The sequence below is a fragment of the Altericroceibacterium spongiae genome (genome assembly GCF_003610805.1).
GTDB classification, from domain to species: domain Bacteria; phylum Pseudomonadota; class Alphaproteobacteria; order Sphingomonadales; family Sphingomonadaceae; genus Altericroceibacterium; species Altericroceibacterium spongiae.
In genome coordinates, this window is the sequence record NZ_RAPF01000002.1 from 351676 (window position 1) to 372059 (window position 20384).

Sequence of the window (20384 nt, forward strand, 5' to 3'; positions counted from 1 at the left end):
CATGCTTGAACTGTTCCTTTCTGCATTTGTCACACTTTTTGTGATTATCGATCCACCCGGATGTGCCCCTATCTATGCCGGATTGACAGCCAATGCCCCAGGCAGCCACCGGCGTTCAATGGCTATTCGGGCCACGCTGATTGCCGGAATTATTTTACTGGGCTTCGCTTTTTTCGGGCAGCCATTATTGAATGCGTTGCATATTGAACTTGATGCTTTCCGCATTGCCGGCGGCATTATGCTGTTCGTGATCGCGTTGGAAATGGTGTTCGAAAAGCGCACGCAAAGGCGTGAAGAACGGGCAGAAAGGGTTATGGCAACCCCTGAGATCGAGGACGTGTCCGTCTTCCCCATGGCCATGCCGATGCTGGCCGGGCCGGGGGCTATTGCTTCCATCATGTTGCTGATGAGCAAGGCGCCCACCTTGTCACACATGGCGGTTGTGCTCGCTGCTTTGATTTCTGTGCTGGTTCTGACATTGCTGGCTTTGCTTGCTGCCACGCCTTTGATGCGACTTTTCGGCGATCAGGTTGAAGCGGTGATTACACGTCTTTTAGGCGTGCTGCTGGCGGCGCTTGCTTCCCAATATGTTATTGATGGTGTGCGCGGTTCTTTCATGCTGTGAAGCGGGCGGTTATTGTAAAGTTGCGCGTCCTTCATCGGGATTTCCGCGCGCAAAAAACTGCATCAGCTGAACCAGCAATTCGCAGCGCGAGCGCAGGTCGGGAGCTTCCAGCAATGCCTGTTTGGCGGCTGCGTCGAAAGGCGCGATCTGGCTGATGCCATTGACCAGAGCTACATCATCGAGCTGGGAAACCGATTCCCAGTCGACGCTGTATCCCTGACGCTCGGCAAAATTCTGCGCTTCCCTTTCGATGCTTGCCCGTTCGATAGAACTGAGCGCTTCGTCAGCAGGTTCTTCGATCAGCTCGCCTTCAACCTGTCGGAATGCTGTGCTGACGGTAAGCTCGCGGATCAAGCGGAAGCGCGTGACCCCTTCGAGAACGATATTATAGCGTCCGTCTTCCAGCGCTTCGACATCGTCGATCCGCCCGATACAACCGATAGAGAACAGCTCGGCACGTTCCCCCGGTGCACGGGGCTGGATCATGGCAATCTTACGATCCCGGGCCAGTGCATCGCCGACAAGAGCGCGATAGCGCGGCTCGAAGATATGCAGAGGCAATTGTAGCCCCGGAAACATAACCACTCCGCTTAGCGGAAAGATTGAAAGCCGTGCAGTATTCATTATCCGAAAAGGATCAGAGAGAGCTTGCGGCGCTTTTCCGACACCCAGGGGTCTTCCAGTCCGACCGCTTCGAATATCTGCAGTAACTTGGCTTTGGCGGCGCCTTCGTCCCATTCGGGGTCGCTTTGCACCATACGCAGCAATGTGTCGGCGGCGTCATCGCGATCACCGGCAGCAAAAGCAGCCTGAGCAAAATCGAATTGAGCTTGCATGTCGGCGGGCTTTTCGGCGGCCGCGGCGCGCAAAGCCTGTAATTCACTATCGTCAACGTCGCTTTCAGCCAGCTCCAGAGCGCTGCCTGCCTGAGCAACGACCGGATCCGCTTTCAATTCGTCAGACAGGGCGTCAAAAGTGGCCTGGGCTTCGTCTTTATGCCCGGCGGCGAGCAGAGCGCGAACCAGCCCGGAATGCACGGAAGGATTGTCTGGAGCCATCTGGGCAATCTGTGTGAAAGCAGCCGCAGCGCGTTCGGGATCACCATCAGCCATCAGCTTTTCACCCATGGCAACGAGTTGATCGAGATCGGGCGCCTGCTGTCCGTCATTGCCCTGCTGATCGGCGGCCCCCGTCTGAACAGGCAGCTTTTCGAGAATCTGGTCGATCATTTGCTTCAATTGCGCTTCCGTGCGCGCTTGTGTCAGATCGGCCACTGGTTGCCCCTGGAACAGAGCATAAACGGTTGGGATAGAGCGAACCTGAAACTGTGAAGCGATGAACTGTTCTTCATCAACATTCAGTTTTGCCAGTATCACGCCCTTATCGGCATAATCTGCAGCGACCTTTTCCAGCGTTGGTGCCAGAGCTTTACATGGGCCGCACCATTCTGCCCAGAAGTCGAGAATGACCAGTTTTGTCTGCGAAGGTTCGACAACCTCCTTGCGAAACCGCTCGACAGCCTTTTGTTCGTCGATGCTGAGGCCCATGCTCGCCAAGGTGATGCTCCTGTTGCGTAAGAATCCGTGGCGCCAATGTGGGCTTTTTAGCGCATTTGTGAAGGGCGGAAAGAAAATGTGCTGCGAATGCAATTTTCCTCTTGTCGGACTCACAAGCCGTTGCTAGAGGCCCGTCCACCCCACCGGGATATGCTCCCGGAAACGCCAGTGAGCGGGCGTAGCTCAGGGGTAGAGCACAACCTTGCCAAGGTTGGGGTCGAGGGTTCGAATCCCTTCGCCCGCTCCAGTTTTTCAAAGAAAACCAGCGAATTAGTGCTACGGCGCACGCTCTTTCGCTGGAGACAAAGCCCGCTGCGAAGGCTGTTGTCTCCACATTGTCTCCAGAAAATCGGCAAAATCGGGTTGGTTCTGGCGTCGAATAGCGAAGATTGCGACGGCGTCGCCCTTTGGGCCGGGCTTTCGGTTTGCACCGGAGCCAGGCGTTGCCCGTCTCCGCCATCCGGCTTCAATCCCTGACGCGGGTGCGGCGCATTCACGCCGATCCGTAAATCCGTGTCCACGGATTTGTGTCTTTCCGTAGTTGCGGAGATCGAGCCAGGGCATTCGCCGTCCCGATCGCGCCTGTTTGTGACTCTCTCCGTCGATGGGGTGGGCGACGCTTCCCTTTAGGCCCGCCGCGCCGGGGCGCAACGCGCGTGGCCGCGCTTACCTTCTCTGCGTTTCGGTCCTTACGGATGCGCCCCGGCTCTGCCGGCGGGCCTGCCGGTCGCTCCTTCGCCGCCCACCCCATTCCGGGGTGAGTGTGTGTTGAAGGAGAAGTGTGATGAACGCTGTTACCGAAACCACCGCTGCCGAGCCTGTGTCGGGCGTCGAGATTTTCGTGCCGCTGAATAAGCTCAAGAAGTCCCCGCGCAATGCGCGCAAGGTGCCGCATGGGACAAGCGCCATTGAGGCGCTGGCCGCATCCATCGCGCATAAGGGTCTAATCCAGAACCTTGTGGTGGAACCCGAAGTGAAGGAGGACGGGACGCCGACAGGCTTCTATTTCGTTACCGCTGGTGAAGGCCGCAGACAGGCGATGCTGCTGTGCGCCAAGCGGAGGAAGACGAAGAAGTCCGATCCGGTGCGCTGCTGGCTCGATACCGAAAACGATCCGTCCGAGATCAGTCTGGATGAGAACGTGACCCGGACACCTATGCACCCCGCCGACCAGTTCGAGCGGTTCCGCGAGCTTTCCGAAACCAAGGGTTGGGGCGCGCAGGAAATCGGCGCGCGGTTCGGCGTGTCCGCCCATGTCGTGAAGCAGCGGCTTCGCCTTGGTGCTGTCTCTCCCAAGCTGTTGCAGGTCTATCGTGAGGACGGGCTGACGCTGGACCAGTTGATGGCCTTTGCCATTACGGAGGACCACGACCGGCAGGAACAGGTGTTCGAGAGCCTGCATCACAACCGCGAGCCGTGGATCATCCGGCGCGATCTGACCGCCGCCAATGTTCCCGGCCATGATCGCCGCGCGATCTTCGTGGGCGAAGCAGCCTATGAGGAAGCGGGCGGCGCGATCATCCGCGACCTGTTTGCCGATGAAGGCGGAGGCTATTTCGAGGATGCGGGTTTGCTCGACATGCTTGCCATCGAGAAGCTGCGCGAGGTTGCCGCCGAAGTGCAGGCCGAGGGCTGGAAATGGGCCGAGGCGCATATCGACTATCCCCATGCCCACGGCATGCGGCGCTTCTATCCCGAACCCGTTGCCCTGTCCGATGAGGACGAGAAGCGGTTGGAAGCGGCATCTGCCGAATATGACCAGCTTGTCGAAGGCTTCGATTCCTATGACGAAATGCCCGAGGGCGTGGCGGCGACGGTCGAAGCGCTGGATGCGGAGATCGACGCGATTTCCGACAAGCGGCATGCTTATGATGCCAATGTGATCGCGCATGGCGGCGTGTTCGTGGTGCTCAATCATGACGGCACGGTCAGGATCGAGCGCGGTTTCGTTCGTGCCGAGGAGGCGCTGGCCGATCCGCAGCCCGAAGATGCAGCCATCGCTCCGGAGACGGTCGAGGATGAGCAGATCGAGGAAGGAGGTGAGGACGAGCAGGACATCGAGGACGAGGAAGTCGGCAAGCCGATTTCCGACGCCTTGACCCGCGACCTGTCTGCCCATCGCACGCTGGCCTTGCGCGTGGCGCTTGGCGAGCGGCCCGACATGGCGCTGATCGCGCTTACCCACACGCTGACCTCGCAACTGTTCCACAGCTATGCCGAGGCCGGTTGCCTTGAGGTTCGTCCGACCGTGACCCCGCTTGGCAGTCATGCGGACGGGATCGAGGATACGCCGCTGGCAGCCAAGGCAAACGCGGCGCATGAGGCATGGGCCGAACGCATGCCGTGTGATGTGGCGGACCTGTGGGCATTCGTCGTCGCTCTGAACGATGAGGACCGGATGGCGCTGCTGGCGCATTGCGTGGCCTGCACCGTCAATGCGCTGCGTCTGCCATGGGATCGCAAGCCCCGCTCGCTGCAAACCGCCGACAGGCTGGCAAGCGCGTTGTCGCTCGACATGGCGAAGGACTGGACGCCTACCGTGGACAGCTATCTTGGCCGTGTCACCAAGGCGCATATCGTCGAGGCCGTGACCGAAGGTGTGTCGGAGGATGCCGCACGTCGGATCGCGGACATGAAGAAGGCGGACATGGCGCAGTCCGCCGAGCAGCTTCTGGCCGGGACGGGATGGTTGCCTGCGATTCTGCGGACGCCGGAGGCGGAAGCTGAACGGCCATCAGAGGCCCACGCTCTCGAAGCGCAAGCCGAGGACGACGAAGACTTCTACGCCGTCGCCGCCGAATAGCGGCATGAGCCGGGACCGCGCGAGCGGTCCCGGCTTTCATTCGTCACCTGCTGAAAAAATGCGGCCGCGCCGATGGGGCGCGGCCGTCTTGTTATGCGTAGGATCAACGCCGCTAAGAATTGACCCGGTTTACCGGCTCAAATAGAACGGGGACCAAGTAGGATAATGGCCGCCCCAACGAGACAGATGGAGGCACCGGTAATATCCCATCGATCGGGGCGCAGCCCTTCAATCGCCCATAGCCAGCCCAGAGAGGCAGCAATATAGACGCCGCCATAGGCAGCATAGGTTCGTCCCGCCGCATCGCTGTCGACCAACGTCAGCAGCCACGCGAACAAGGCGAGCGAGACCATGCCGGGAAGAAGCCAAAAAGGTGACTTGCCGAGCCGCAGCCAAGCCCAGAAGGAGAAGCAACCTGCGATCTCGGCCAAGGCTGCGCCGAGATAGGCGAACGGTGTGAGGCTCACAGGGTCTCTCCTGAAGTGGCAGGCGGTGCGAGCGCCTCGATAATCCGGCAATCCCCGACCCTGCCGCCCTCGCAGGAGTCGAGCAATGCGGACAGCTCGCTTCGAAGCGCAGTCAGATCGGCGATCTTGCGCTCAACCTCGGCAAGGTGGTCACGGGCCAAGGCATCGACCATGGCGCAGTCGCGTGTCCGATCATCCGACAGTGACAGCAGCGCCCGCACCCGATCGAGCGGAAAGCCGAGATCGCGTGCCCGGCGAATGAATGAGAGCCGGCCCAGTTCTGCTTCCCCATAGGAGCGGTAATTCCCCGAGGTTCGTTCGGGCTTCGCGAGCAATCCTATCCGCTCATAATAGCGGATCGTCTCGACCTTGGTCCCCGTCGCCTTGCCCAATTCGCCGATCGTGAACGCCATGCCCTTGACCCTGTAGTTGCTACAGGGTGCATATAGGCGGTCGCATCGCAATAATCGAGGTGACTGATATGGCAGGCGGATGTTGCGGCGGTTGCGAAACGACCGCACCGACCACGGACAAGGCATGGCGGCGAGTGCTGTGGATCGTGCTGGCCATCAATGCCGGCATGTTCGGCGTCGAGATGATGGGCGGGGTCGCCGCGCATTCGGCCTCGCTCAAGGCCGACGCGCTCGATTTCCTGGGTGATACCGCCAACTATGCGATCAGTCTGGGCGTTGCCGGTATGGCACTGCAATGGCGTGCGCGGGCTGCATGGCTCAAGGGCGCCTCGTTGCTCCTGCTCGGCCTGTGGATTCTCGGTAATACCATGTGGATGGCGCTCGCCGGCACACTCCCCCAGGCGGAGACGATGGGCATTATCGGCGTGCTGGCGCTCATCGCCAATTGCGCCTGCGCTGTCATGCTATGGCGCCACCGAGACGGCGATGCCAATCGCAGGTCCGTGTGGATCTGCTCGCGCAATGACGCGATCGGAAATGTGGCCGTGGTCGCCGCCGCGCTCGGCGTGTTCGGCACGGGTACCGCCTGGCCCGATATCGCCGTTGCCATGATCCTCGCCAGTCTTGGTGTCAGTGGCGGATGGCAGATCGTCCGGCAGGCGCGGTCCGAATTGCGGGGACTTTCCGGAAGTAGGGCACGCGCGGCCACCTGAGGCGCTCAATCTGCCCTTGTGTGGTATGGAGAGCGTTCTGTTCGACAGGTGCCCAAACACCTGCACCTGTGGCGTAGCGATTCCGATCGCACACCTGCAATCTCTGTTCCCTGCCGTCAGAACCACACCCAGACGGCCTCTCTCATGGCTGGTCTGACCGGAGACAGCTTCGCCCGATCGGCTATGCCGCAATGACGGGTGCGCCGCTTTTTTCCGCCGCCTGTCGGCTTTGCATCGCGAAACAAAAAAGCGGCTTGCCGCCATCCTCCGCTTCGCTGCGGTCCCTTTGGGATGCGGCGTCGATCGCTCCGGTCCTTTGAGCCGCCATCGAGGCCGCGACGGGCGCGGTCCGAGCAACACGAAAGGACTTACGACATGGCCACCTTCGGCACCTTTAACGCCAACGACAAAGGCGAACTGCGCGGCACCATCAGGACGCTCACCCTCAACACCCAGGCAATTCTCCGCCCCGTCGACAAGGACGGTGAGAAATCTCCCGACTTCCGCGTCAGCACGGGCGATCTCGACATCGGTGCGGCCTGGAAGAAGACCAGTCGCGAAGGCCGCGACTATATCTCGGTCAAGCTGGACGATCCGAGCTTCCCGGCTCCGGTCTATGCGACGCTGTCCGAAACCGACACCGCCGGCGAATACGCCCTCATCTGGTCGCGCTGACGGCCAACGGCGCCCCGTCCCTTCGGGCGGGGCGCATCGGTCATCGGATAGATCGACCGGCTTTCGTCTTGCGGTTGCCGTCATAGCCAGCTAATATTTGCGAATGAATCGCAATAAGCGGCATGAGGGGAAAGCGCAGAAAGGACAGATCGATGACCCGCCACTTCTTGCCGCCAAACCTCGACGATGCCGCGCATCGGTCATTGCTGGTCGAGGCGGCACGGTGCTGGCGCAATGCGCGCGATACAGGTCAATCGGTTCAGCCCTGTCTCTACAAGATCCTGGCGTCCCATAATTGCGAGATGCTTGTTCCCGTGTTCGATAGCCTGATGCACCTGTGCGAAGATGCACTTGGGCGTGCGGTCGCTATCGGTGAAGACGCGGCGCTTTCGGGTGACGAGCATCTGCTGCTCGGCCTGATCGATGGATCGAAACCGCGCCGAACCTGCATCGACTGCGCCGAAGGCGCGGCATCGGCCCTCGATTGCGCCATCTGCTCGACACGGATCATGATGGGCCTCGCCCTGGTTCGTGATACCGGCGATATCCATAGCCGCGCTATGCCCAAGCAATCCGTCCCGCCTGTTATGAACTGAGAGGGCGGGGACGACGGGATGGGCAAATATGATGCACTCGGCACTTTCCTGAGACGCTGGCGGCGGCGCAACGACGCAGAAGGCGTCGAACTGCGCTTCGGGCATATCGAGGACATTATCGGCGGACTGCTGCCGCGCGGAGCAACCGAGCCAGAATGGTGGTGCGCGAACGGGTGCGCCGATGCCCACGCGTCGCATCGTCATGCCTGGCTCGATGCCGGGTTCGAGGCGATCGCCGAACCGAAGGCCGAAAAAGTCTATTTCAAGAAACAGCCCCCGCTCTGAGAGCATGGGATGATCTCTGTCGGCGCGGCTGACGCCGCGCCGTGATGGCTAAGGGCCTTGCCCTCGCGCCGGTCAAGGGAAGCTTCGCCGTTCTGGCCGGTATCCCCGGCCTTCCTCCATTTCATTGCGTGCAGGCCGGGTGATCCCCCTCCGGCCCGGTCGCCCTTGTCCGTTGCTACCCCAGTCTCGCCGACGGGCAGGGTTTCAGCGCGGCAGTACCGCTGCGCGGAAACCCAAGCCAAGGAAGGAAAAGCCATGAGCATCCACCATCTCGCCACCCGGTTCGGCCGCAATGCCCATCAGATCAGCGGACGCGAGCCGCTCGATAATGAGGCGCTCTATCGCCACGTCCCGTCAATCTTCGCCAACGAGGCGCATGACAGCCGTTCGCAGCGCTATGTCTATGTCCCGACCATCGACATTGTGGAGGGACTGCGCCGGGAAGGATGGTTTCCGTTCTTTGCCGTCCAGTCGGTCCCCCGCGATGGCAGCCGTCACGGCCATGCCAAGCACATGCTGCGCCTGCGCCGGGATGACGGCATCGGCAAGCCCGAAGCCGCCGAGGTTATCATCGTTAACAGCCATGACGGGACCAGCGCCTATCAGATGTTCGCCGGAATGCTGCGTTTTGTCTGCACCAATTCCATGATCGCAGGCGAGCGGTTCGAGGAAGTCCGCGTGCCGCACAAGGGCAATATCCAGCATGACATTATCGAGGGCGTCTATACGGTGGCGGAGGACTTCCCCCGTCTGATCGACGCCAGCGAAAACATGAAGGAGGTGCGGCTTTCCGAGGACGAACGCCGCTTGCTTGGCGAAGTCAGCCTTGTCGCCCGCTATGGCGAGGACGAAAGCCCGATCCGGCCCGAACAGATCATCGAGCCGCGCCGCCGCGAGGATATGGACCCGAGCCTCTGGACCACGTTCAACGTTATTCAGGAGAATGTCATTCGGGGCGGCTTGCAGGGCCGCAAGCGCAATGCCGAAGGACGCATTCGTCGCAGCCGCTCGCGTCCGATCAACGGCATCGACCAGAATGTGACGCTCAACCGGGCGCTCTGGACGCTGGCCGAAGGGATGCAGCGCCTCAAGTCCGCCTGATCGCGACGCCGTAGGGTCGGTTCCGGCCCTACGGCTTCCCCCGACTGCGCAGGCTCCCGACCCCGCCGGCTGCCGGCGCGCGGCCCAAGGCCCGCGCGCCGGTCGAAGCGTACGGGCTCGCCGGGCGTTCGCCCGGCTCGCGTTTCAATGTGCCGAATGGCTCACAAGGATTTGATAAAAGCGGGTCAGGCCTGATCGTCGGGCTGCACCAATTCGACGTGGCTTACGCCAAGAGCCTGGGCTAATTCGTACAGCGTGATGACCGTTGGATTCCTTTTGCCGCGTTCAAGGCTGCTCAGATATTGCTGACTGAAGCCGGACCGCGCTTCCACCTCTTCCTGGGTCAGCCCCTTGTCTCGGCGCAAACGCGCGAAGTTCCGGCCAACCAATTTGCGCATATCCATGCGCTGCAGGATCGTGATTTACATACTTTGAGTTTATCAACTATAGTATGTAAACGACCTTCGCTGCGTTGGTGCCCATCAGGTTCGCCCACCACGACTCTGTGCATGTATCACCGGCGAGACGCTCCGGCCGAAGGATAGAAGCGCGACCGAGTTATCCGCAAATCATCATGTTGCGATAGCGAATGCGGGAGGATTGCGTCGATCCATTCCGGTGTATGTTCGGTAAATCTGCACGAGTTTGGATCAGGGCCGAGGCACGAGGCGAACGATGGGAATAACAGCCTTCGAAGATCACGCCCCGGACGCACCCTGCGTCACGGCTTACGACGAACGCCACCATCACACCTATTGGCGGCTGCTCGATGCGGCTGAGGAAAAGGCCGACTGGCAGGAGGCGGTTCGCATCATCTTCGGCCTAGACCCGGCCGCCGACCCGGACCGCGCGAAGACCGTCTATGATAGCCATCTCGCGCGCGCTCGCTGGATGTGCGAGCGTGGTTATCGCCACTATTTGCGGTCCTGATCCGGTCCATCGAATCCGCGCCACGCGCCGGCATTCTCCTCTGCCGCTGTCTTAATTCCGCTATGTACCTGAGTGCGCAGCGGAACTTCCCTGCGATTGCCAGCCCGAACAACATCCCTCGTCGCGCTCCGCAGAGAGCCATGCTTGGGAGGGGCATATGCCGCCTGAGAGGGACTGGCGCGCGCCCCCGGACGAAGCCGGGAGCGATGCGCTTGCATATTCCGACATCGCCCTCGGCTATCTCAGCCGCAACCCGGCCTACCGCGCCGACTACACCCGCGCGCTACGGCGTGTGAAGCGCGGGACGACCACCGCTGACGACGCGACCGCTGCGCTGGTGCGCCGCTGGGGCATCAGTTTCCACGCAGAACCGTCGACAGCCTTCGATCCGAAGTTGGCGGTCGCTCGACCGGACCTGTCGCCGACAAATATTGTCCTGGCCCCGGCGCCAGCCGACACTGGCGCGACACAGATCATTGACGAAAAGCAGCTCGGCGCCGTCCGCGCGCGGATGCGGATCGGAAAATATCTGCACGTCATTCTCGCCGATTCCGATGGCGATGAGCACATCTGGATCGCAGGCGCGCTGGACGGCCCGTTGGCAATGATGCTGCCCATTGAGGCCGATCCGTTCGCACGTCTTGCCGCAGCCGAGCGGCTTTGCCGCCGCCTCAACGGCATGGTGGCGGGACCGCCGACATTGCGGCCGCCACCTTTTCGGCGCCTGCACCTGCTCACGCTGCTGCAGGTGCTCGACGGCTTGCAGGCGGGCGCCACGCAGCGGGAACTGGCGGCCTCGCTGATACACCAGAAGGTTCGTCGCTACAGCGCCGCAGACTGGGTTGAAAGCAGCGAGCGCAAGCGCGTCCGCCGCTGGATCGCTGAAGCCGTTGAGCTGCGCGACGGCGGCTATGTCCGCCTGCTGCGTGGCGGCTGAGGGGACGTTTTCGCGCCCACCGGCGATGTCCCTTCTTCAGAAAGCGGTCATTTCGCCATCATCGCCTCCTTACCGCCGGCCTTCCTTGCGGGTGCCGGCCATCACCAGGAGGATCATCATGACCGAACCTGTGGCCGTGACCACGCCGCGCTACCTCAAGACGCCCGACGCGGCGATCCACCTTGGCCTGTCGGCCCGGACGCTGGAAAAACACCGCTGCTTCGGCACCGGGCCGGTGTTTCGCAAGCTCGGCGGCCGCATCGTCTATGCGATCGACGACCTTGAAGCCTGGGCGGCGCTGGGCACCCGTCGCTCGACCTCCGACACCGGCACCGGCGTGGTTCATCCCGCCAAGCGCCTGCCCACCGATTGCGTCCGGCGCTGACAGGCTCATGCAGGCTGCACGTCCCCATTCCGGCCGGACCAGCGCTGAGCGGGCGCAGCTTGAGCTGTTCCGCTCGATCCCCGGCGATCTTGCTGCGCGCGATGCTCAGGACCTGATGTCCTGGCCTTTCTTCAGCCTGGCCAAGACCAGACGGCAGGCACCGATCGACTTTCGCATGGGCGCGACATGGATTTCGGTCGAGGCCGTGCCGGAGCATGGCATGGCGACGATATGGGACGCCGACGTGCTCATCTGGGCCGCCAGTCAGCTCGTTTCCGCGCGGGACGCTGGACGGCCGACCTCGCGCCTTATGGTGACGACACCCCACGAGATACTGGCATTCACCCGGCGCGGGACCGGTAAGGCGAGCTATGAGCGACTGAAGGCGGCGCTCGACCGGCTCCAATCCACCACCGTCGCCACCTCGATCCGACAGGAGCACCAACGCCGGCGCCATCGCTTCTCATGGATCAACGAGTGGCGCGAACTGGCGGACGGCAACGGCCGTGCGCTGGGCATCGAACTGATCCTGCCCGACTGGTTCTATGCCGGCGTGCTCGATCGCGCGCTCGTTCTGACGATCGATCGCTCCTATTTCGACCTGACGGGTGGTCTCGAACGCTGGCTCTACCGCATCGTGCGCAAGCACGGCGGACGGCAGGCCGGTGGCTGGAGCTTCGACGTTCCGCACCTTCATCTCAAGTCGGGCGTGCTCTCGCCGCTCCGCCGCTTCGCGTTCGAGCTTCGCGCTATCGTCGCGCGCCAGCCACTGCCCGGTTACGTCCTCGCGCTTGAACATGCGCTCGGCCGCGACCGGCTGAATTTCACGCCGGTTCCGGTCGATCCGTTCGATGCCGCCATGCGCCGCGTCGGTCTCAAGCCTGTGGAGAACCGGCCATGAGACACGGACTATCAGGAACGCCCGGAGTCGGACGATCAGGAACGCGAAACACGGACTATCGGGAACACTTCTTCCCCGGAAACCCGCAGAAAACCGCGCGGAACCAGCCCCTCTCTAACTATCCTAATAGAAAAGAATCCTTCGGATTCTTGCTAACGGCGCGCGCGGCTGTGGAAGACACGGCGCGGTTCGGCCAGCGGCCCGCCCGCCGCCATCGCGCAGCGCCCATCGCGACGCTTATCCCCGGAGACAAAAGATGACCGACGACCGGCCCCTGGTTGGCCGCCCGGGCGGCGCGTTCCGCGCGTTCGCCCGCGACGGGCTCACCCATGTCGAGCTGACTTGGATCGAGAAAAAACTGGAGCACTGGATACGCTTCGGTCGCGTCGCGGAGGATCGTATCCTGACGCGCCGCACGCGCGTAGTCGGTTTCCGGCCGGGCGCGGTCTTCGCCTTCGTCCGCTGGGCGTCCAACGACTTCGGCACCATCGTCTCGCGTATCGACGTGGTGCGCGCGGTGGCAGCGAACGAGCCCTACACGACGCTGCCCTTCGTGCGACCGGGCGGCGATATCCTGCTCAAGATCGAAGGCTGGCCGAAGGTGAGCCAGGTGTTAGCCGCGATCGACGCAGTGGAAGCTGCCGGTGTCGATCCGTGCGACGCCGCCCCCGATCACTGGCGGCATGTCCACCAGCGCATCACCGCCGGACATCAGCCGCGGCTCTACACGGCCGAACGCCATACTGCTTGGCTCAAACGCCGGGAGATCGAAGGATGACCCGCCGTCGTTACGCTGTGGCCACGGCCATCGCCGCGTCTGCTTTCGCGGTCTCATTCGTTGCTCTCGCCATCGTCCATCCGTGGCCACGTCTCGTCTGGAACGCCAGCGCCAGTGCGCCGATCGGTCTCTACCGCATCCAGCCCGACCGTGATCCGCCCACGGGCGCACTGGTCGCTGCCATGCCGCCCGCCGGACTCGCGGGCTGGCTCGCCGGGCGCGGCTATCTGCCCGCCGGACTGCCACTGCTCAAACACATCGCGGCCAAGGCCGGACAACGCATCTGCCGACACGGTGCCGTCGTGAGCATCGACGCGCGTCCCGTCGTCATCGCTCGTGCGCGCGATGGCCGAGGCCGCCCACTGCCGGTCTGGCACGGCTGTCACAAGCTGCAAGCCGGCGAGTTGCTGCTGCTCAATCCGGCGGTCCCGGACAGTCTGGACGGCCGCTACTTCGGCCCGCTGCCGGCGTCAGCCGTCATCGGACGCGCCCTGCCGCTGCACCTCAGCGCCCCTCCGCAACGCCTTCACCCGTCAAGCCCGAAGGAGACTGACCATGCCAGTGAACATCTTTGAGCCGACCGACAACGGCTATGCCGGCCGCATCCGGCTGTTCGCGATCGACGAAGCGATCATGCTCGTTCCAGCCGAACCGAGCGACGCCGAGGACGCGGCCGATTACCGCATCCATCTCGACGACGCAGACGGTCCGATCGTCGGTTTTGCCCGCAAACGTACCAGCGAACGGGCCGGTGATTACATCGCGCTGGAGATCGAAAGTCCGCTCTTTCCGCGTTGGCTCAAGCCCAAGCTGTTCCGTGCGGATGCCGAGGCGCAGACATTCCGGCTGTCGTGGCGCCATCCGCGATCCAGCGGGGACCGGAGCTGATCAGTGCCTGACCCGATCATCCCTTTGTTCGCGGAAAAGGCGCCTCATCCCTTCGTCTCGCTCGGTCGCAGGCCGGCCGGTGCGCGCAGCGAAGGTCAAGGGCGGCCACCGGCCGGCGCTTCGCGCGCACCCTTTACCGGAGCGAGCACATTGGCAGGCTGGCGGCGGAGTGGAGTCGGCCCGCTTGTCGCTCTGGCGATCCTGCTGCTGGGCTCGCCGGGCGCGGCGCTGGCGCAGAAAGCAGGGACTGGGGAAACCATCGCAAGCGCACCCATCGCCGAGGCGGCGCAGCGCTTCAACATCCCCGAGCGCTGGATATGGGCCGTGATGCGCGCGGAGAGCAATGGCGATCTCCGCGCCGTCTCTCCGGTCGGAGCGATGGGGCTGATGCAGATCATGCCCACCACCTGGACCAGCCTGCGCACACGTTATCGACTCGGTTCCGACCCGTTCGACGCGCGCGACAACATCCTGGCAGGCGCGGCCTATCTGCGCGAGATGTACGACCGCTATGGCGATGTGACTGCCATGTTGGCCGCCTACAACGCCGGCCCTGGCCGCACCGACGAATATCTTTCGCGCGGTCGTCCGCTACCTGTAGCCACGCGCGCCTATATCGCGAAGTTGGCGTCGATCACCGGTGGTTCGGACGACACCCGGCTCGCAGTCGCGCAGCCGCCCGACCCCTTCGCCTGGCGACGTGCAGCGCTGTTTCCGACGCGCGCGGGTGGGTCTTCTACTGCCGCCACCGCACCTTCGAAAGGTACGCCGGCCTTTCCATCAGCCGCCGCCGCAGAGCCTGTCGCGCCTCGCCAAGCCAGTTTGTTCGTCCCGCTTTCCGACGAAATCACACGATGATCGCGCGTGATCGTCAGCGTTTCGGCCGCCCATTTGCTGTCGGCAACGGCATTCACGCGCCCTGGCGTTGCCAGTCGCAGCTTCTCGCAGCGCCGGAAGGGAGAAGGCTTCAGCTTTTGCAGGGGAAGGGTCGAGGGCAAGATAAAGGGCGGCAATGTGCGAAGCCCCTGCGCCCCGGTCGTGGCCTTGATTCTCAAGGCTTTTGGGCATTGCTGCGCAATGTGTGCGGAAATCTCGCACTGTGTGTGGCTTGCAGAACGTCAGTCCTCACCGTGGTTTTTCGCACTGTGCGGAGCGTCACGGCATGAGCGGCGACGAGGATTTCCGCGTCCGGCCCGGGCGCATCCGCTCGCGTGGAAGTCAGCGTACACGGCCGATCATCGCGCAGGCGCTTGTCGCCGCGCAGCGCGCCGGCGGCCATGTCTCGCGACGCGGCCGGATCATCGCGCCGGGCCGCTCGACCTTCGGACGCGGCCGCGTCGCCAGCCTGCGCGCCACGCACCGGCTCGGCCACCGATCACGCCAGGTCGTCGTCAAGGCGCGGGTGGTCCGCCACGGCGGCCGCGCCTCGCTCGCGGCGCACCTCAACTATCTGCAACGCGATGGCGTCACCCGCGACGGCGAGAAGGGCGTGCTGTTCGGCGCCGATGCCGAGGGACTCGATCGCAACGCATTCGCCGCGCGCTGTGAGGATGACCGGCACCACTTCCGCTTCATCGTCTCGCCCGAGGATGCGCCCGACATGGGCGACCTCAAGGGCTTCACCCGCGAGCTGATGACGCGAATGGAAAAGGATCTCGGCACCCGCCTCGACTGGCGAGCCGTCGAGCACTGGAACACCGACAACCCCCATGTCCATGTCATCGTGCGCGGCGTCGCCGAAGACGGCCAGAACCTCGTTATCTCGCGCGACTATATCGGCGAGGGAATGCGCGCCACCGCGCGCGAGATCGTCACCCGCGAGCTGGGGCTGCGCAACGACCTCGACATCCGCGCCTCGCTGGAGCGCCAGGTCGACGCCGAACGCTGGACCGAGATCGACCGCGACCTGTCACGCACGATGCAGCGCGATGGGGTGATCGACATGGCGCCCGAGGCCGGCATGCGCCCGGACGGCGACCATGTGTTGAAGATTGGACGGCTGCGCAAGCTGGAGGGGCTCGGCCTCGCCAGCGAGATCGCGCCGGGCCAGTGGACGCTTGCGGACAATGCGCAGGCCGCGCTGCGCGAGCTGGGCGAGCGCGGCGACATCATCAAGCGGATGCACAAGGCGATGAGCGACCGCGGCGTTGACCGGGGCGCCGCCAGCTATGTGCTCCAACCCGATCCCGCCCAGCCCCTCATCGGCAAGCTGGTCGACCGCGGGCTCCATGACGAGCTGACCGGCCGCGCTTACGCGATCGTCGACGGGATCGACGGACGCACCCACCATGTCCAGTTTCCCGACATCGAGGCGACCGGCGATTGTAAGCCCGGCGCGATCGTCGAGCTGCGCCGCTTCGAGGACCGTAAGGGCCGCCAGCGGGTGGCGCTCGCCGTGCGTTCGGACCTGGACCTGTCGGGACAGGTTCACGCGCCGGGAGCCACCTGGCTCGACCGCCGCAACCTGTCGGGCGAAGGCCGCGATCTCGGCGGCGGCTTCGGGACCGAAGTGCGTGGGGCAATGGAAGCGCGCGCCGAGCACCTCGCCGACATCGGCCTGGCGCGGCGGCAAGGTCAGCGAATCATTTTTGCACGCGGCCTGCTCGACAGGCTCAAGCGCCGCGAACTGGACACGGCGGCCAAGGATCTGTCGACCAAGATCGGATTGCCGCACACGCCGTCCAAGGCCGGCGAATATGTCGCCGGCACTGTGCGCCAGCGCCTCACGCTCGCCTCGGGCCGCTTCGCCATGATCGATGACGGCCTGAGTTTCCAGCTTGTCCCGTGGACCCCCTCGCTGGACCGGCAGATCGGCAAGCACATCTCCGGCGTCATGCGCGGTGACGGCGGTGTGGACTGGTCGCTCGGCCGAGGTCGGGGGCTCGGGCTGTGATGCTTTCAAGGAGATTGAATATGCCCGCCAGCAAGATTCTTTGGGGCCAGGTCGTCACCGTCCTCGCGATCATCGTCGCGACGCTTTGGATCGCCACCCAATGGACGGCCGCGGCGCTTGACTATCAGCCGCAGCTCGGCCCGCCCTGGTTCGTCGCCTTTGGCTGGCCGGTCTATCCGCCCTACGCCTTCTTTGTCTGGATGTTCTTCTACGATGCTTATGCGCCCAGGATATTCGAAACCGGCGCGCTGATCGCCGCTTCGGGCGGCTTTCTCGCCTTCATCGTCGCCATCGCCATGTCGGTGCGCCGCGCCCGCGAACTCAAGAACGCGGAGACCTATGGCTCGGCCCGCTGGGCGGAGCGCCGGGAGGTGGAGGCGGCCGGCCTGTTCGGGCCGAACGGCGTCACGCTGGGCCGGTTCGGACACGACTATCTGCGCCACGACGGCCCCGAGCATGTGCTGTGCTTCGCGCCGACCCGGAGCGGCAAGGGCGTGGGTCTGGTGGTGCCGACGCTGCTGACATGGCCGGAGAGTTGCATCGTCCACGACATCAAGGGCGAGAACTGGCAACTCACCGCGGGCTTTCGCGCACGCCACGGCCGCGTATTGCAGTTCGATCCGACCGACGCGCGCTCGGCCGCCTACAACCCGCTGCTCGAAATCCGCAAGGGCGCCCTGGAGGTGCGCGACGTGCAGAACGTCGCCGACGTGCTGGTCGATCCCGAAGGCAGCCTGGAGAAGCGCAACCACTGGGAAAAAACCTCCCATGCGCTTCTGGTCGGCGCGATACTCCACGTTCTCTATGCGGGCGAGACGAAGACCCTGGCCGGCGTCGCCGCCTTCCTGTCGGACCCGCGCCAGCCGATCGAATCCACCCTGCGCGCCATGATGACCACGCCGCATCTTGGACAAGCCGGCGTCCACCCCGTCGTGGCCTCCGCCGCGCGGGAGCTGCTCAACAAATCGGCCAACGAGCGATCCGGCGTCCTCTCGACCGCCATGTCGTTCCTCGGCCTCTATCGCGATCCGGTTGTCGCCCAGGTGACGAGTCGCTGCGATTGGCGCATCGCCGATCTCGTGGAAGGGGCGTTGCCCACCACGCTCTACCTCGTCGTGCCCCCCTCCGACATCTCGCGCACCCGGCCGCTGATCCGGCTCATGCTCAATCAGATCGGGCGGCGCCTCACCGAGGATCTGAAGCCTGCAGCCGAGCGCCACGAGCTGCTCATCATGTTCGACGAGCTGCCGTCCGAGGGACGCCTGGACTTCTTTGAAAGCCAGCTCGCCTTCATGGCCGGCTACAAGATCAAATGCTTCCTGATCGCGCAGTCGCTCAATCAGATCGAGAAGGCTTACGGCCCCAACAACGCGATTCTCGATAACTGCCATGTCCGGGTCTCGTTCGCCTCGAATGACGAGCGCACCGCCAAGCGCATCTCCGACGCGCTCGGCACCGCCACTGAAATGCGCGCGATGAAGAACTATGCCGGCCATCGGCTCTCGCCATGGCTCGGCCATTTGATGGTGTCGCGCTCCGAGACTGCCCGCCAGCTCCTCACGCCCGGCGAGGTGATGCAGCTCCCGCCCGACGACGAGATCGTGATGGTGGCAGGTGTGCATCCGATCCGCGCCAGGAAGGTTCGCTACTTCAAGGACCGGCGGTTTACCGAGCGGGTGCTGCCGCCGCCGGACCCCAAGGCCGGCGTCGGAAAGCCGCGCCCCGATGATTGGAGCGGCATGCCGCCAATCGCGGCGCCGCCGATGCCCGAGCCGGCCGAGGAGAAGGCGCCGAAAAAGCCGAAGAAGAAAAAGGCGACCAGGAAAGCAGGAGCGGAGGGTGATGCGGAGAATGCGGACCTGCGCCGCGAGCCTGATATGGAGCGGCATATCGACATCGCGCCGCCGCCGGGCCCGACGCCCGCCAACGAGTTCGAGCTGGACGAGCAGGACACCGACGCGGTGTGGCAGGCAACAGTGCGGCGACAGATGCGGGGCATGGCACGGCAGGCGTCGCTCGATCCTGATGACGGCATCGAGCTATGACCACCAAGACGCCGTTCTCGGTCTATCTCGATCCGGAGCTGATGCAGGCTCTTGCCGCCTATGCCGACCGGCGCGGCAAGTCGCGCTCGCTGGTCGCCGAGGCGGCCATTGCATCCTTCCTGTCGCCTGACGCCGACGAGCAGCGCGAGGCGGCCATTGCCAAGCGTCTTGATCGACTCGATCGACGCCAGACACGGCTTGAGCGCGATGTCGGGATCGGCCTCGAGATGATCGCGCTGTTCGTCCGCTTCTGGCTGTCGAACACACCGCAGCCGCCCGAAACGGAACGCGCCGCGATGCGCCGCTTGGGGAACGATCGCTACGACGCTTTCATCGAAGCGTTAGGCCGACGCCTCGCGAAAGGTCCGAAGGTCCGGCAGGAGATCGGCGAGGACATAGAAGCTGCATCATAGAAGTCTGGTCAGTTCGATGAACTGGAACGTCCACTCGTAAGTGGACTAGCGAGAAGGCTGTGTGCTCATTCGGATAGAGTAGCGATCGTAGGCGGTGATTTCCCGCATTGGTAAGTTTAGGGGACGCTGAAAGATTTCATTTTCAAGATATTGAAGTTCCGGCTCCACCCGTTTCATCTCTAAATCAATCCACCACGATCGCGGTCCGAATTCCGGGATTGCATTCCAACGGTATCCACGTTGCCGTAGTGTTTCACGGGCGTCATAAGGCGCTTCCAATGCAAAGATCCTCCAACATGGCTTTCGAGCTGTTGCCAACAGCATTTCAAGCACGCGGCGACCTGAACGTGGGGCCGTTTGAGCCAAGAGCGCCATTCCGGCCTCACAGTCATCCAAGGCTCGGTGGGCGTCGAAAAATAGCCCGAATGCCGACAACAATTCGCCGAGCCGCCGACCTTCAACCCCTTCGACTTTCCAATCCACATCCGACATCGTGCATGCCCAAGGCTTGGCGATGAACGCGGGTGAGATGCGTTCGGCGATGGGCCGATCGAAGGCTGCGTTATGCGCGACAACGATCGCGGCATCGTCGATGAAGCTCGCAACGGCAGCGGGATCAATTCGATGTCCGGCGACTAGTTCACTGCTGATTCCGGTAATTCTCGTAATTTCGGGCGGTATGGGATTTGATGGCTCGTTAAATTGGTGAAAAGGAGGATAGATCGCAACGATCGCTCCATCGAGCTGATACTCGAAAGGCAAGATCGCAATTTCGATTGGTTCGCAGGTTAAGGGATCGAGACCAGTGCTTTCGATGTCGAGGAACATGCCAAGCCGCGTTTGACTGCCGTCGCGATCAGTCAGGCATGCGCCTAAGTCCAGCCGGCGGAGCACGCGGTAGCGTCCGGACGCTTCGAGTTGGCGGGCTGCTGCCTCAAGCATCTTTTCCGATGCCGTGTCTTCAGTCGCACTACCCACAA

General features: G+C 63.3%; 24 protein-coding genes and 1 tRNA gene. 19 read left to right on the forward strand and 6 right to left on the reverse strand.

Annotated features, from left to right (window positions below; translation table 11 throughout):
- Position 1: 1 nt before the first annotated feature.
- Entirely contained in the window at positions 2-625 is a 624-nt protein-coding gene (locus D6851_RS05095) for a MarC family protein (RefSeq protein ID WP_120323795.1), read from the forward strand.
- A gap of 9 nt (positions 626-634) precedes the next feature.
- Here the strand turns inward: D6851_RS05095 and D6851_RS05100 are convergent, their stop codons facing one another.
- On the reverse strand, positions 635-1249 hold the full coding sequence (locus tag D6851_RS05100; RefSeq protein ID WP_120323796.1) for an LON peptidase substrate-binding domain-containing protein: 615 nt from the start codon (positions 1247-1249) through the stop codon (positions 635-637).
- Positions 1249-2172, reverse strand: coding sequence for a tetratricopeptide repeat protein (locus D6851_RS05105; RefSeq protein WP_120323797.1), 924 nt, complete (start codon positions 2170-2172; stop codon positions 1249-1251). The genes D6851_RS05100 and D6851_RS05105 overlap by 1 nt, the downstream gene beginning before the upstream one ends.
- Before the next feature lie 181 nt (positions 2173-2353).
- Between D6851_RS05105 and D6851_RS05110 the strand changes: the two genes are divergently transcribed.
- Positions 2354-2428, forward strand: a tRNA-Gly gene (locus D6851_RS05110).
- A 537-nt stretch (positions 2429-2965) separates the two neighbouring features.
- The gene (locus tag D6851_RS05115; protein WP_120323798.1) at positions 2966-4984 is read left to right on the forward strand and encodes a ParB/RepB/Spo0J family partition protein; all 2019 of its coding nucleotides are present in this window, start codon (positions 2966-2968) and stop codon (positions 4982-4984) included.
- Positions 4985-5121: 137 nt separating this feature from the next.
- Here D6851_RS05115 and D6851_RS05120 read toward each other — a convergent pair whose 3' ends face one another.
- Together D6851_RS05120 and D6851_RS05125 are read right to left on the reverse strand one after the other, a co-directional pair.
- Entirely contained in the window at positions 5122-5451 is a 330-nt protein-coding gene (locus D6851_RS05120) for a YnfA family protein (protein ID WP_120323799.1), read from the reverse strand.
- Positions 5448-5864, reverse strand: a complete 417-nt coding sequence (locus tag D6851_RS05125; RefSeq protein WP_120323800.1) for a MerR family transcriptional regulator — start codon at positions 5862-5864, stop codon at positions 5448-5450. Before D6851_RS05125 ends, D6851_RS05120 begins: the two co-directional genes overlap by 4 nt.
- 68 nt (positions 5865-5932) lie before the next feature.
- Here D6851_RS05125 and D6851_RS05130 point away from each other — a divergent pair, with 68 nt between their 5' ends.
- The 5 genes from D6851_RS05130 to D6851_RS05155 all read left to right on the forward strand — a co-directional run bounded on the left by D6851_RS05130 (position 5933) and on the right by D6851_RS05155 (position 9234).
- Complete coding sequence (locus D6851_RS05130; RefSeq protein WP_120323970.1) at positions 5933-6577, forward strand: cation efflux transmembrane domain-containing protein; 645 nt, start codon at positions 5933-5935, stop codon at positions 6575-6577.
- Between the two features lie 375 nt (positions 6578-6952).
- Positions 6953-7252: a DUF736 domain-containing protein gene (locus D6851_RS05135; RefSeq protein ID WP_120323801.1), complete on the forward strand. Its 300-nt coding sequence runs from the start codon at positions 6953-6955 to the stop codon at positions 7250-7252.
- Positions 7253-7404: 152 nt separating this feature from the next.
- Positions 7405-7848, forward strand: coding sequence for a hypothetical protein (locus D6851_RS05140; RefSeq protein ID WP_120323802.1), 444 nt, complete (start codon positions 7405-7407; stop codon positions 7846-7848).
- 18 nt (positions 7849-7866) lie between these two features.
- Complete coding sequence (locus D6851_RS05145; protein WP_120323803.1) at positions 7867-8133, forward strand: DUF7662 domain-containing protein; 267 nt, start codon at positions 7867-7869, stop codon at positions 8131-8133.
- 255 nt (positions 8134-8388) lie between these two features.
- On the forward strand, positions 8389-9234 hold the full coding sequence (locus D6851_RS05155; protein WP_120323805.1) for a DUF932 domain-containing protein: 846 nt from the start codon (positions 8389-8391) through the stop codon (positions 9232-9234).
- Positions 9235-9419: 185 nt separating this feature from the next.
- Here the strand turns inward: D6851_RS05155 and D6851_RS05160 are convergent, their stop codons facing one another.
- Positions 9420-9638: a helix-turn-helix domain-containing protein gene (locus D6851_RS05160; RefSeq protein ID WP_120323806.1), complete on the reverse strand. Its 219-nt coding sequence runs from the start codon at positions 9636-9638 to the stop codon at positions 9420-9422.
- Positions 9639-9909: 271 nt separating this feature from the next.
- On the opposite strand from D6851_RS05160, the gene D6851_RS05165 reads away from it, so the two are divergent.
- The 11 genes from D6851_RS05165 to D6851_RS05220 all read left to right on the forward strand — a co-directional run bounded on the left by D6851_RS05165 (position 9910) and on the right by D6851_RS05220 (position 19404).
- Positions 9910-10164, forward strand: a complete 255-nt coding sequence (locus tag D6851_RS05165) for a DUF2285 domain-containing protein (protein ID WP_120323807.1) — start codon at positions 9910-9912, stop codon at positions 10162-10164.
- A gap of 157 nt (positions 10165-10321) precedes the next feature.
- The gene (locus D6851_RS05170; protein WP_120323808.1) at positions 10322-11101 is read left to right on the forward strand and encodes a DUF2285 domain-containing protein; all 780 of its coding nucleotides are present in this window, start codon (positions 10322-10324) and stop codon (positions 11099-11101) included.
- 118 nt (positions 11102-11219) lie between these two features.
- The gene (locus tag D6851_RS05175) at positions 11220-11486 is read left to right on the forward strand and encodes a helix-turn-helix transcriptional regulator (RefSeq protein ID WP_021227839.1); all 267 of its coding nucleotides are present in this window, start codon (positions 11220-11222) and stop codon (positions 11484-11486) included.
- 7 nt (positions 11487-11493) lie between these two features.
- Positions 11494-12387 carry a replication initiator protein A gene (locus tag D6851_RS05180; protein WP_120323809.1) on the forward strand — a complete coding sequence of 298 codons (894 nt, stop codon included), beginning with the start codon at positions 11494-11496 and terminating at the stop codon, positions 12385-12387.
- Between the two features lie 256 nt (positions 12388-12643).
- Positions 12644-13165 carry a DUF2840 domain-containing protein gene (locus D6851_RS05190; RefSeq protein WP_120323810.1) on the forward strand — a complete coding sequence of 174 codons (522 nt, stop codon included), beginning with the start codon at positions 12644-12646 and terminating at the stop codon, positions 13163-13165.
- Positions 13162-13740, forward strand: coding sequence for a S26 family signal peptidase (locus D6851_RS05195; RefSeq protein ID WP_120323811.1), 579 nt, complete (start codon positions 13162-13164; stop codon positions 13738-13740). Before D6851_RS05190 ends, D6851_RS05195 begins: the two co-directional genes overlap by 4 nt.
- Complete coding sequence (locus D6851_RS05200; protein WP_120323812.1) at positions 13721-14053, forward strand: DUF736 domain-containing protein; 333 nt, start codon at positions 13721-13723, stop codon at positions 14051-14053. The genes D6851_RS05195 and D6851_RS05200 overlap by 20 nt, the downstream gene beginning before the upstream one ends.
- Before the next feature lie 3 nt (positions 14054-14056).
- Positions 14057-14911: a lytic transglycosylase domain-containing protein gene (locus D6851_RS05205; RefSeq protein ID WP_120323813.1), complete on the forward strand. Its 855-nt coding sequence runs from the start codon at positions 14057-14059 to the stop codon at positions 14909-14911.
- Positions 14912-15215: 304 nt separating this feature from the next.
- Entirely contained in the window at positions 15216-16946 is a 1731-nt protein-coding gene (locus tag D6851_RS05210; protein ID WP_120323814.1) for a relaxase/mobilization nuclease domain-containing protein, read from the forward strand.
- A gap of 20 nt (positions 16947-16966) precedes the next feature.
- The gene (locus tag D6851_RS05215) at positions 16967-18991 is read left to right on the forward strand and encodes a conjugal transfer protein TraG (RefSeq protein WP_120323815.1); all 2025 of its coding nucleotides are present in this window, start codon (positions 16967-16969) and stop codon (positions 18989-18991) included.
- Positions 18988-19404 (forward strand): CopG family ribbon-helix-helix protein, encoded by a 417-nt coding sequence (locus D6851_RS05220; RefSeq protein WP_120323816.1) that lies wholly within the window; start codon positions 18988-18990, stop codon positions 19402-19404. The genes D6851_RS05215 and D6851_RS05220 overlap by 4 nt, the downstream gene beginning before the upstream one ends.
- A gap of 45 nt (positions 19405-19449) precedes the next feature.
- On the opposite strand, the gene D6851_RS05225 is transcribed toward D6851_RS05220, so the two are convergent.
- Entirely contained in the window at positions 19450-20382 is a 933-nt protein-coding gene (locus tag D6851_RS05225) for a 3'-5' exonuclease (RefSeq protein WP_210210323.1), read from the reverse strand.
- Between the last annotated feature and the right edge of the window lie 2 nt (positions 20383-20384).